The sequence below is a fragment of the Rubripirellula amarantea genome (assembly GCF_007859865.1).
Classification (GTDB): Bacteria; Planctomycetota; Planctomycetia; order Pirellulales; family Pirellulaceae; genus Rubripirellula; species Rubripirellula amarantea.
The window spans coordinates 124,500-137,634 of record NZ_SJPI01000001.1 but is presented as its reverse complement, the minus strand read 5'-3'; the positions used below and the strand labels follow the sequence as shown (position 1 = coordinate 137,634).

Below are 13,135 nucleotides of genomic sequence, written 5' to 3'. Positions count from 1 at the left end.
TTTATAGCCCCCTGATAACGTCATGCGTCACCGACGACGAGGCCGGACCCTCGGCCGCAGCCCAAGCCACCGCAAGGCTATGCTTAAGAACCTTGCCAGCGCTCTGTTTTTGACCGAGCGTGATGCCACTTACGACGACAATGCGCCTAAAGCACCCGGTCGAATCACGACCACGCTTCATAAGGCGAAGGAAGTCCGTCCTTTGGTCGAGAAGTGCATTACGATTGCCAAGAAGACATTGCCAAACGTGGAAGAGGCTCGCAAGTACGAGACCAAAGCCGACCGTGGCAGCGATGCTTACAAGCAGTGGCGTAAGAGCGATGATTGGCAAAAGTGGTCCGCCGCTCGTGCACCCGTCGTCGCCGCTCGACGCCGTGTCATTCAGCTCATTGGTGACAAGGAAGCAGCCAAGATTCTTTTCGATACCATCGCTGAACGCTTTGCGGATCGACCAGGCGGATACACTCGCGTGTTGAAGTTGGCGATGCCACGACTTGGTGACAATGGTCCACGAGCGATCCTTGAACTGGTTGGTAAGAATGATCGAGTGAAGCGCAAGGCCGAAAAGCCATCGTTCGATGACGCCCCAGCCACAAAGAGCGAAGAGCCTGCGGCTGAAGCAGAAGCCTAGGTTTCGCTTTCTACAGACAATTGAAAAAGCCACCCATGGTCCGATGGGTGGCTTTTTTTGTTTCGTCGCGACATCGGTTCTGTCACATGAGAACATCACGCAGCGAATTGGCAGGTGATCTTAGTGCCCGTTAAGCTTCACCAGCCAAGTTACCTCTTACGCTCGCAGTCCACGCGACCTTCGCCAAGCTTTGAGCTGCTGCTGCATCCCGATTTCATCGGTCAGCTTGGACCACGTCGAAGCGGCTTCGGCGAGTGCATTCTTAGCGGGTTGGTCTTGATACAAACACGCTCGAACCGCATGGTCGATCGCTTGGTAGTAGCTTGGTGCGTTGAGCACTGTTAGTCCTGGCAGCGTCAAAGGCTGAGCCAGTATCCGATCTCGGGTTGCCGCGTATTCAAAACCATCGGATGATTCCGACGAGGCGATTCTTGGCGTGTTAGGGAACACGGCGGGCAACTCACGTCGCGAGTTACCACTGCTCTCGCCGCCTGTGATCCAGCTAATGAAAGTCTTGGACGAGGCTGTTTGTCGGCAACTTGCCGAAATTGCTAAAACGGGCGTCATCGCATCGAACAGCACGCTAAAGTGCTCGCTTGAACTTGTCGCTCTTAGCGCTTCCTCTACATCGTCGGTAATTTTATCGTCCACGCGCCGTGGCAGTGCGGTTACGTCAAGCGCCGATGAATTACTCGACTGACTGTCAATCGGATAACTAATCCCGCCGCGAAGTTCACCACCAGCAACCATCGCTGTGATTTCGGATGGGCTTAGGTCTTTTATTTCGTACCGGTCATGGGTCTGTTTCATTTGTTCCAGCACGGCCACGTAGTCATCACCGGTGATGAGTGGGTCGAAGTTGTTTTGGTCGAACAACCAACGATCGACTATGTTTCCACAACGCCATAGGAACATCATGCCAGCCCAGCCTTCGGAAGTAGGCTCGGCAGCTTTACCCTTCCAGGTTTCTGTCACTGCTTTGTCGTAGCCCTGCCAAGATTGAATACTGGCGACTGAATCGACTGACATCACAACCGGAAGGGTGGGACCCAGTGGGATGCAATGGACTTCGCCAGCGTACTGGGTGAGGCCATTTCGAATAGCAGGCAGCATTGCATTGACTGCATCGAGTGTGGAATCGTCTTTGAATGAATCAACCCCGCCGGCAGCCACCAAATCCGGGATGGCGAAATGCGGAACCCACAAGATGTCGCTTTTCTTTGCCGCTTCAAGTAGCTGGTCTACGTCAAACGAGTCTAACCGACTGCCCTTTCCCATCACTTCGATGGTCAAGGGTTGTTCGGACACCGCCGCCCAGCCGCGCCGGATGACGTCGGCGGTTGAATCATCTGCCACCATCAAAATCCGTAACGGCACCGTAGAGCTAGTCGGCGGGATTTTAGTTTCGGACTGCTCGGGCGTGGTTGGTTGAGGGCAGCCTACCATCAGCCCGCAGGAAGCTGCTGCGGTAACCGTCAGCCAGTTTCGGCGATTAAGTCTGGGGATGTTTCCTGGCGGGAACGCGGCTTGGTCGTTGTCTTTCGCAACAGGGGGCTTCTGGTGAAGATTCGATAACACGGGAAGTCACTGCGGGTTCGAATTGAAAGGTCGAGTAGATTCGCGACGGCAAAGTTTTGCGACGAGATTGAGTGCTCATCGCTACAGTGCAACGGTAATACGCACTATAGTGTCTGCCAGTTCTCGCGATGCGAATTCGCTGTTTTGAATCGCTTAGAATCAGTCGTTCAAGTGTGAGTCTTAACTAGGCCTTCACGTTTCGTTTTACTTCCCCATCGCCACGCAAGATTAATCTATTCTTATGAGTTACTACCTCGGCATCGACATTGGGACCAGCGGCACCAAAACGCTTTTGATTGACGTTAGCGGCAAGGTGATTGCAGAAGCGAATGCCGAGTATCCGCTTGAACAACCCAAGCCAGGTTGGACTCAGCAAGATCCGGAACACTGGTGGAAAGCGACTGTGTCGACGGTTCGCGAAGTGATGAAGGCCAGCAAGGTTAAGCCGGAGGCTGTCAAAGCGATCGGATTGAGCGGGCAAATGCATGGGTCGGTTTTCCTGGACAAGGACGATAACGTGATCCGCCCTGCTCTGCTTTGGAACGACCAACGCACTGCGGCTCAGTGTGAAGAGATCACGGCTAAAGCCGGAGGTCGGAACGCGTTGATCAAGTTGGTTGCCAACCCAGCCTTGACGGGCTTTCAAGCTCCCAAGATTCTTTGGTTGCGAGACAACGAAAAACGCAACTTCGATCGTCTCGCGAAAGTGTTGCTTCCCAAGGACGAGATCAGGCGTCGCCTAACGGGCGATTACGTTACCGAAGTTAGCGATGCCAGCGGCACGCTCTTGCTTGATGTGGTAAAGCGAAAGTGGTCTACCAAACTGCTCAGCAAAATCGAACTCGATGCCGCCTTGCTGCCTCGAGTGGTTGAAAGCGATGAAGTCACCGGCACGCTCACTAGCCAAGCTGCGAAACAGCTTGGATTGACTACCGATTGCAAGGTCGTCGGGGGTGCCGGCGATTGCGCCGCTGGAGCGGTCGGAAATGGCGTCGTCAAATCCGGCGTGCTCAGTACCTCGATCGGTACCAGCGGAGTCATGTTCGTTCACAGCGACGAGCCTCAATACGATGCAGCAGGTCGGCTTCATACGTTCTGCCATGCAGTGAACGGCAAGTGGCACATGATGGGTGTGAACCTCACTAGTGGCGGTGCCTTGCAATGGTGGGTTGATTCGGTTGTTCAAGGTCTAGCTGGGATTCCCGAAAAGTCTCGTTACGAGGCGGCGACTCGGGAAGCCGAAAAGGTTGCCGCAGGAAGCAACGGTTTACTGTTCTTGCCATACCTCAATGGCGAACGTACACCGCACGCTGACCCGAACGCACGAGGTAGTTTTGTGGGACTCAACACAACGCATACTCGCGGGCATCTGACTCGATGTGTGATGGAAGGAATCACTTTCGCGCTTCGGGACAGTTTAGCAATCATCGAATCGCTTGACGTGCCGGTTAAGCAGGTGCGAGCTTCAGGTGGCGGAAGCAAGAATCCAATGTGGCGACAAATGCAAGCCGATGTATTTGGGAAGAAAATCACCACGTTGGAGGTCGAGCAAGGTCCCGCGTTCGGCGTGGCTCTGCTTGCGGCCGTAGGTGATGGTGCCTATCGCAACGTCGAGGCAGCCTGCAAAGCTACGATCAAAGTGGCTGATGAAACGAAACCCGACCGTTCGGCAGTAAAACGATATGACGAGCTTTTCCCCATTTATCGCGACCTGTATGCAAGTCTGAAGGATTCGATGAACAAGCTCGCTGATATTCAGGGTCGGTAGGATAAGACTCGGTAGGTCAGGCTCGGTAGGTCAGGCTCGCTGGTTCGGTATCGCTAACTCAAGCGAGGGTCGGGCTAGCTAGCACCGCGATAGATAACGCGTGCTTGATTCCAGAGGTCTTGGAATGTGCACGCTGTAAGCATTCGATCTTCGTTGCCTATTCATAGTCCCATTTCATCACCCACGGATCATCGTAGTCCTGCTGCATTTTCTTGAGCTTCGCTTGGTAGAGCTCCAGAATGTCTTGATGCCCGGGGCTCGTCGCAAGATTGGTCGTCTCATCGGGGTCACGGGCAATGTCAAAAAGTTCGAACTCGGGTCGGTGAACGTATTCGCCGACGGTTTTGTTGCCGTAAGGAGCGTCCTGACCCTTGGCGAGTTGAGCTTGCCAGCTACTAGCCGACCATAGATCCGAAGCAAACGGGTAAGGAAGAGGGTGCGCGATGTTCCAGATTAACTTGTACTTGGCATCCCGAATCACTCGCATCGGGTAGTACATTTGGATCTCGTGAAACGTGTGAGACGCGAAAATTTGTTCGTGATGATCGTCATCAGGATTTGCCAAGCAGTGCATCCACGACTTGCCGTGGTATTGGTCAAACGGCATGCCGCCATTGCGGTTTTCGGCAACGGCCTCGTCACGTTCGTTCCAGAATTTCTTGACGTTCAATGGGTTCTTAGGGGCGTTCGCTTCGGTATCTAGGCCACCTGCGAAATCAAGCAAGGTAGGCGTGATATCGATGTGACTGATCAAAGCATCGGATTCAACACCTCGTTGGAATTGATAGGGATCCCGAACCACCATCGGAACTCGTAGCCCACCTTCGTAAACCGTTGTCTTACCACCGGCGAACGCCATTCCGTGATCAGCGGTGAATACGATCATCGTTTTGTCAAAAAGTTCAGCGTCCTTGAGAATCTTGATCAAGCGAGCAACACCCTGGTCCACGCGCGCACACGATTGGTAGTACTGCGCAAGCTCTTCTCTTGTCTCGGGGGTGTCCGGTAAGAACGCAGGCACAATCACGTCCTCGGGATTGAAGAACACCTCTTCAATCTCGGGGTACGATTTGCGGTTGGGTTTGTTACCAAACAAATCAGGCTTTAGTTCAGACTTAGAAGTCTTGTCGATCCCACCACCGCGATGGGGATCCGATGTGGCAAAGTAAAAGAAGAACGGTCGATCGTCGTCGGTTTCAGTCAAAAACGCTCGGCTGGTCTCGGCCATTTCTACCGGGCTTCTTGAATTGGCATTGAGTACCGTTTCGTAGTGATAGACCGATTCCGGAGCGACGTGGTACTTTCCTATTCGGCCCGTTCGGTAGCCTGCACGCTCCATCACTCGTGGCAGGGCTAGTCTTGCAACATCATGGAACGATGCAAATTTGTGGTAGTGATGTTCGTGCCCAAATTGACCGTTTCGGTGATTGTGCAATCCACTCATCACAACGCTTCGAGAAGCACTACACGACGCGGTGGTGGCAAAGGCGTTTCGGAAAATCAATCCATCGGCGGCTACTGCATCTATCGCCGGCGTCACGGCAGCTTTGTCTCCGTAACATCCTAGTGTCGGGCTTTCGTCATCCGTGATGATAAAAAGCACATTGCGTTCGGCTGCCGAAAGTGGATGAAATTCACCGGCGATGGAAAAGAACAGAACAAGGAGGGTAGCGCAAAGCCAGAACGGGCGTTTCATGGAGCGACTCGGAAGGATCGGCAGATCGGGTTGGGAGCAAACCGCTATCGTAACTCAGCCGTGATTGGCTGTGCAGCTTTGTCATCGAGCTTGGCCAATTTTCGCTAGTTCGAGTCGGCCCGGTATTCGTATGAGCGAACGAGGTGGGGTACAATTCCGATTGGCTTCTTTCCTCATTCTCTAAAGTAAAAACGTATCCATGCGATTTCTTGCCTGTTTTCTGTTTGCGGTAACCGCCTTTTCAATTTCAGCGCAAACGTTCGCGCAAGACAAGCTGAGGGTGCTGATCATTGACGGTCAAAACAATCACGTGCGTTGGCCCAAAACAACCATGATGATGAAGTCGTTTCTTGAAGACAGTGGCCGGTTTACCGTTGATATTGCGAGAACTCAATTCACGTGGAAAGGCGGAGATTTATTGAAAGAGTTTCCGTTGGAAGACGGCAAGGAATACCAAGATCTACCAGAGCCAAAATCCGATCCTGATTTTAAGCCTGAATTCGCAAACTACGACGTCGTGCTGAGCAATTTTGGATGGAAAGCAGCTCCGTGGCCCCAAGAAACTCAGGACGCGCTGGAAGAGTATGTTGCCGGTGGTGGCGGAATGGTCATTGTTCATGCCGCGGACAATTCGTTTGGCCAATGGGAAGAGTTCAATAAGATGATCGGTCTCGGTGGCTGGGATGGACGCAATGAGAAGTCAGGCCCCTATGTCTACTACGACGAGGACGGCAAGATCGTCCGTGACGAGTCGGCGGGAAGCGGTGGGTCGCACGGTCCGCAACACGAATACCAAATTGTTATTCGCGATCCGGACCACCCGATCACCAAGGGTTTGCCTCGCGCGTGGATGCATGCCAAGGATGAACTCTATCAGCAGCTTCGCGGACCAGCCAATAACATGTCGATCTTGGCAACCGCCTACGCCGATCCTCAAATGAAGGGAACGGGCCGTCACGAGCCCATGTTGATGACGATCGACTACAAACAAGGCCGAATCTTTCATACTCCTATGGGTGACAATGATGGGTCGATGGAGTGTGTTGGATTCATCACCACGTTGGTGCGTGGCACCGAGTGGGCAGCGACCGGAAAGGTCACGCTCACCGACACACCAGAGGATTTCCCAACCAGCACCGACGTGAAGGTTCGCAAGTTTGAGACAGCGGTCGCTAATTGATTCAGTTTTTGAATTGATTGTGTTGTAAAAACCCGTCGCGTTGTTTTGTTCCTTTTGGGAGGCTTCTCAACGCGTTAGGCTTATGAGTTCTGGTCGCCGAACCTCCAGCTCATCTAGCCTTTTCATGCACTGCTCTTCCATCTCGCGATTCGCCAAGGCTTTAGTCTTAATGGCGTGTCTGCTTTGCCCGGTTGTTTCTAACGCCGCTGACAAACTTGTCGATCATTTTCCCGAAGCAGCCAAAGCGGTTGCATGGCTTGCCACGCGGACATCGAACTGATCCGCGAGGCGGACTCGGAAATGATGAAGCAGATCATGGTGATGGGACCTACCATGGGTGATCCAGCGGGGTGCGTTGTTTGTCATAACGGCGATCCCACCGAGCGTGAGGATAAAGACAAGGCTCATGGTGGGGACAACTTTTATGCGGATCCTGGTAGTCCTTGGATCAACGAAAATACATGCGGCAAGTGCCACCAAGATCAGGTACGCGTGCAGTGGCAAAGTTTGATGATGACCGAGGCCGGGAAAATTCAAGGTGTCTGTTGGGCGTTTGGATCACTCACCGGGTACAACCATAAGTGGGCCAACTACGCGGTCGAGAATCCGAGTGATCCTAAATCTCGTTTAGGGAATGATCAGTATCGCGCCTATATGGAACGGCTTACTGAAATTGAACCTGATGTCTTTGTTTCTAAGCACGAAGCCCTGCCCGACGCATTGACCAAAGATGAGTTGGATCAATTGCATGATGATCCCACGAAGGCGGCTTTCACTTACATTCGGCAGGAGTGTCAACGCTGTCATCATGCTGTGAAGGGGAGGCAAGCGCGAGGTGACTTTCGCGGTATGGGATGCTCGTCGTGTCACGCTCCTTATAGCAATGAGGGTTTCTACGAAGGTGCTGATGCAAGTGTGCCAAAGGATGAAACTGGACACATGCTTGTCCACTCGCTGCAGGGTACCCGCGAAGCCAAAGTCACCGTTCACGACAAAACGTATTCGGGCATTCCCGTCGAGACTTGTACAACGTGCCATGACCGCGGTAAACGTATCGGTGTGTCATTTCAAGGCTTAATGGAATCGCCCTACGTTTCTCCCTTCGCAGCCGATGGTGGAAATCAACCTGCACTCCATACCAAGCACTACATCGCGATGGAGCAGGACGTTCACTATCAACTTGGGATGACATGCCAGGATTGTCACACGTCAACAGGCATTCATGGCGATGGGTTTCTAGCTGCCGCCAATTTGGCGGCGGTTGCAATTGAGTGTTCGGATTGCCATGGCACTCCGGATGTCTACCCTTGGGATCTGCCGCTCGGTTTCATGGACGAGTTCGAGATGGAGCCCGCCAAAGGAAGTCCTCGAGGAACCACGAAAATTGGGTTGCCTCACGTTAGCCAAGGCACGGCTTACGATCCCAAAGATGGATTTCTTATCACGGCTCGTGGGAATCCCTACGAAAATGTGGTTCGCGATGGAAATGAAATCATTGTTCACACCGCCGCTGGCAAAGACATTCGAATGAAGCCACTGAAAACGCTCATCGAAGAGGGCGAAGTAAGCCAACGCGGCGTGGTGTCCATGAAAGGAGTTACCAAGCACCTCGATCGCATGGAGTGCTACACGTGCCATGCATCCTGGACTCCGCAGTGCTATGGCTGCCATGTCAAAATTGATTATTCGCAGAAAGACAAGTGCCCTGAATGCCAAGACTCAAAAGAGAACTTTGACTGGGTCGCAGCCGGTCGCAAACACATGGAACCCGAACACGCTGCCGACCGCGGTGAATCCGACTATGACACAATCATTCCGGGTAAGATTAGCGAACAGCGTTCGTATCTTCGTTGGGAAGAACCGATGCTAGGGGTCAACGGCGAAGGCCGAGTCACACCGCTCGCACCAGGGTGTCAGCCTTCCGTGACGATCATTGGCCAAGACGGCAAGCCAATCCTGCTGAACCATATCTTTAAAACGGAAGCGGGCGTCGAAGGAGGTGGCGACGAAGGGCAATTGGCAATCGACATGAGTCCCGTCCAACCACACACCACGACAACGGAGGCGAGGACGTGCGAGTCATGTCATGCATCGGCGAAAGCGCTAGGTCTTGGCATCGGATCCACGCGACCGTGGAATGAACAGCACACAGTCGACCTTGAAACAATCGACGGCGAAATTTTGCCAAAGCGAACTCAACCTCAAATGGAAGCGATCGAGAATTTGGACCATGACTGGTCTCAGATTGTCGATAAGGAGGGCAATCAACTCGCTACCGTGGGACATCACTTCAAGTTGTCGCGATCGTTCAACAAAGAAGAAATCGAACATATTTCTCGTGAAGGCACCTGCATCGCTTGCCACCAAAGCATCCCTGAAGAATCATTGGCGGTCAGTTTTCTGCATCACGTTGCGCAATACACGGGGCAACTTCCCAAGACGAGTCGTCAACATGATTCGTTGGTCAATAAGATCTTGCTTAGCAGCGCATGGGCGCAAGTCGGTGGTGCCTTTGTATTAGGGATGTTGACGATTGGCGTGTTTGGACGCTACGGCCGTCGCCTGCGAAAAAAGTAGCTAGCCTGCAAAACCGTTAGCTTCGGTACATCGGTATCAAGTTCGCGATGGTGTACCGATGTCGGATCAATCGGAATGAAAAGGCGAATTGAAAACGCCGATGCCTGAGGAGACTGCGTTTCGCGATTCCGAAACGCTGCATGCAAATCAACTTGGACTGGAACTGGCAAGGATGCTGGACCTTTCATCTTTCGAGATCTTTAGCCGTCGTGATGTATTGCGGTCCGCCGCAGTTGCAGGCCTATTGCCATTTGGGCTAGGTAACAACGATCGCAAAATTCCGGATTGTCCGCTTGAACCGGTCTACAACAAAAGATTCAAGACGCTCGTCGCCATCATTGAAGCTCAAATTGACACGCTGTGGTGCGGCCACCAGGGCGACAATGCTTGCGAGGTGGCCCGCGAAATTCTTGTCTACGCAAGCCATTTGCCCAAGCGTCTACAGCATGGTATTGCCGTGGCGTTGTTGTGGCTCGACGTCTACAGCGTCAAACACGTCGGTCATCGGCTGCACAATCTTTGTAGTCGCGACGTCCGCAAGCTGCTTAATCAGGGTGAACATCGTCGCTGCAAGAGTGATCCGCCACGAATGGAATGGTGCGAAGACCATTTATTGCACACGGCGGTGGCCGGCATCGCCATGCTGGGACGACTAGTCATTCACTCTCGTGAGCCCGCGCGAAAGTTGATCGGGCTTGGTTGGTCTGATGAATGTGGAAATCCAGACAATCTAGTGACGGTTGCCGCGCCACCGTTGGCTGATTTGTCGACCCACTATGACGTTGTCATCGTCGGTAGCGGTGCTGGTGGTGCTACGGTGGCCAACCGACTCACCGCTCGTGGGTTGCAGGTGCTGATCCTTGATGTCGGTGATTTCGTCAGCCCTGATGCACTGATTCAACGCACGCCACAAGCCGATGGGTCATTTCGTTTGTCGCCACCCCGAAGCGATGAAGTGCTTTACAAACTTTACAAAGATGCCGCGGGGCAGATCGCCGGAGGCCTCGGCAATGTAAAGTCGAAATTAGAACTGATCATTCCGTCCAAACGTAAAAAGATTCCGCCAAAGCAAACCGTCAATGTGGCGCAGGCCGAGGTGTTTGGTGGTGGCCCTTATGTGAACAATGCGATTCATTTGCCCATCCCTGAATCTGCGTATCAAAAGTGGGGTGAGCGTCAGCCTGCGAATACCCCCTACGAGCAGTTCAGCAACCTGATGGGATCTATCTGCAACGAGCTAGGCGTTAACACGTTAGTCACTGAAACACAAACTAGCGATCGTAGCCAACGGTTTGCTGAAGGTTGCGAAGCACTTGGTGAAGAGTGCCAGCCGCTTCCCGTCGCAATTCGTAAAGAGTGCCGCGGTTGCGGTAGCGACAACTCGGTCGACAGTTTTGGTGATCACATCGGTGGGATTCATCCGTATTCTCCTGTGGGAGCCAATAGCTTTCTTACCCAAGCGATGCATAATCCGGCGCCCGCCAATGTTTCGTATCGAACTCGCGCTCACAAACTCCGCATCCGACGCGACGAATCGGGTGAACTAAAGGTGGATGGAGTCGACGTTACTCGAGTTGAAGAGGGTGGCTGCCGAATCAATGCGACCATCACCGCCAATCATTATGTCGTGGCCGCCGGTGTGGGTGCGACAACTCGATTGGCAAGCCAGAGTTTGGCTACTGCGGGCCTTCGAAATCGTGAGCTTGGCAAACGTCTCACCGCGAACATCGGCACCGCGCTCTATGCGATGTATGATAAGCCGATTTGGCCATCCGGCAGCGGGCGGCCCGAGCCAGGCGTGACGCAGTGCTTCCTCGTAGACCGTCGCTACATCGAGGAAGACGGAAAGATGGTCGAGGAACCGGCGCTAGAAAACTGGTTCCACTTCCCGGGAACGGTAGCACTTGCGTTAACGGGTTGGTTCCAAGAATTTGCTTGCGTGATGCGGAAGTTCAATCACCTTTCCATGTCGGGAATTGTGATTCCGACCGAAGTTCGCTGTAGCAATTACGTGGATTCCTGCGGCAGTTTTCATCTGGAATTTGATCAGGCGGAGTTTGAGCTATTGCTGCGTGGCATGCGACGAGTGGCGAGGATCTATTTTGCCGCCGCCAAGCCAGATGACGGTGTGTCGCTTTACTTGCCGACGAAGTCACTACTGATGCGAAACGGAAATCCAGCTCGGATTCGTAACATGGACGATTTTGAGTGGGCACTTTGCGAAATCCGCAAGCGAGGTCCCGCGTTCGTCAACTTGCTAACCACGCACCCGCAAGGTGGGGCATGTCTGGGTGACGTCGTTGACACGACGACCTTCCGCTTGAAAACGGATTGCGGCGAATCCATTCAGAACATGACGATCGCCGACGCATCGTTGTTTCCGCAGGGATGTGAAATCAATCCGCAATTGACCGTGAAGGCGCTTTGCACACTTGCCAGCGAGCAAGTATTGAAGTCAGCCTTGCCAGAAAACAAAGCGGCTTGAATCGGTAACCACACTTCGCTCGTACAGCACCGATAACTAAGACAAGTTATCGCTGGCGAACTTCGACAAACGGAGGACGCCAACTTGGGGCGAGCGAGGCGTCGTCAACGTTGACACCGGCTTCGACTTCACCATGGTGATTAAACAGCGGGTGATCTGGCATCGAGCGAAGCGAAGCAAGCGATACAAAATCGACGCGGCCGTCTTCGTAAAGCACGTTGATTCCTGTCCCACCATGTCCAATCGACTCACTGAAGTTTGCTTCGGTTGGGTTACCTGCAAGTGGGGCATCCGAAAGGACCGCGAACGAGGCGCGAGATTCAAACCGTGGTGGAGCAAACTTATCTTTGTCGATCACACCGAGCGTGTAAGCATAGTGACCGCCAGCGTATTCCTGAAACATACGCAACTGATCGACGGGGGCTTCGCGAAGTTCATTCACCGAAGGCAATTCGTTGATCTCGGCAAAACGATAGTCCTTACTTCCAGGTGCATCGAGCGACGGACACCATCGGACCGCAGGATCAGGCAGCAGTCCCGCGTCGGCCAGTCGGACTGCGTAAACACCCGCGAATGCTTCGGGACCTTTCTCGGCGACCGCAGGCAAGCGTGACTGTTCACTTTGAACGACAAATTGAGTGATGGCCACGCCGATGTTTCGCAGTTGTTCGTGGCATGCGACCCGACGAGCTTCGAAGCGATCTTGAAGGATCGCCGGAATCAAGAGTGCCAGCAGAACCGCCGCCGCCATCGATAACGCGGCCACGTCGATCCAGTGCATCGACCGGTTGCGTGGAACACGATGCTCGGGCGTCATGGGGTGGAACGTCGAGTAGTTCCCACCAGATGAATTATCCGAGCCCAGTGAGTTCCCGGCACCCGACCAGTTCCCAGAGTTCGACGAGGGTGTCACGTGGCCCTGAGGGGTTTGGTTGACTTGATCGGGATCAAACCAGAATTCGTCGAGCGAATGAACTTCATCGTCGGCGGTATCGTCAGCCACTGGCATCGGTGGCAATGCATCAAGCGTTCGCTGGACCAAATCGCTTGGGGCTGGCTCGATAGGCTCGGTGTGATCTTCAAGCTTACGCAGCGACCGCTCGATTTCAACCAGTTGCCGTCTCGCTTCGGCATCCTCCTTCAGCCATGCCTCAACACGTTCCATCTCATGAGGCTCGAGGGCCCCTAGCAGATATCCGAGAAGATCTTCGTGCATGGCT

Annotated in this window: 8 protein-coding genes; 5 read left to right on the top strand and 3 right to left on the bottom strand. The window is 53.5% G+C overall.

Translation table 11 applies throughout. The features are described from left to right. Positions 1–22 precede the first annotated feature (22 nt). On the top strand, positions 23–631 hold the full coding sequence (locus Pla22_RS00600; protein ID WP_146512864.1) for a bL17 family ribosomal protein: 609 nt from the start codon (positions 23–25) through the stop codon (positions 629–631). Positions 632–787: 156 nt separating this feature from the next. On the opposite strand, the gene Pla22_RS00595 is transcribed toward Pla22_RS00600, so the two are convergent. Then, positions 788–2,209 (bottom strand): extracellular solute-binding protein, encoded by a 1,422-nt coding sequence (locus tag Pla22_RS00595; RefSeq protein WP_146512863.1) that lies wholly within the window; start codon positions 2,207–2,209, stop codon positions 788–790. Between the two features lie 241 nt (positions 2,210–2,450). Here Pla22_RS00595 and xylB point away from each other — a divergent pair, with 241 nt between their 5' ends. Then, positions 2,451–3,977, top strand: a complete 1,527-nt coding sequence (gene xylB, locus Pla22_RS00590; protein WP_146512862.1) for a xylulokinase — start codon at positions 2,451–2,453, stop codon at positions 3,975–3,977. Between the two features lie 157 nt (positions 3,978–4,134). On the opposite strand, the gene Pla22_RS00585 is transcribed toward xylB, so the two are convergent. Continuing rightward, positions 4,135–5,673, bottom strand: a complete 1,539-nt coding sequence (locus Pla22_RS00585) for a sulfatase family protein (protein WP_146512861.1) — start codon at positions 5,671–5,673, stop codon at positions 4,135–4,137. 199 nt (positions 5,674–5,872) lie between these two features. Here Pla22_RS00585 and Pla22_RS00580 point away from each other — a divergent pair, with 199 nt between their 5' ends. The 3 genes from Pla22_RS00580 (at position 5,873) to Pla22_RS00570 (ending at position 11,915) form a co-directional block, all read left to right on the top strand. Continuing rightward, a complete protein-coding gene (locus Pla22_RS00580) occupies positions 5,873–6,853 on the top strand; it encodes a ThuA domain-containing protein (protein WP_146512860.1) in 981 nt (326 codons plus the stop codon). Positions 6,854–7,105: 252 nt separating this feature from the next. Next, entirely contained in the window at positions 7,106–9,430 is a 2,325-nt protein-coding gene (locus Pla22_RS00575) for a cytochrome C (protein WP_242631710.1), read from the top strand. Between the two features lie 100 nt (positions 9,431–9,530). Further along, positions 9,531–11,915, top strand: a complete 2,385-nt coding sequence (locus Pla22_RS00570; protein ID WP_146512859.1) for a GMC family oxidoreductase N-terminal domain-containing protein — start codon at positions 9,531–9,533, stop codon at positions 11,913–11,915. Between the two features lie 46 nt (positions 11,916–11,961). Here Pla22_RS00570 and Pla22_RS00565 read toward each other — a convergent pair whose 3' ends face one another. Then, on the bottom strand, positions 11,962–13,131 hold the full coding sequence (locus Pla22_RS00565) for an anti-sigma factor family protein (protein ID WP_146512858.1): 1,170 nt from the start codon (positions 13,129–13,131) through the stop codon (positions 11,962–11,964). Positions 13,132–13,135: the final 4 nt, after the last annotated feature.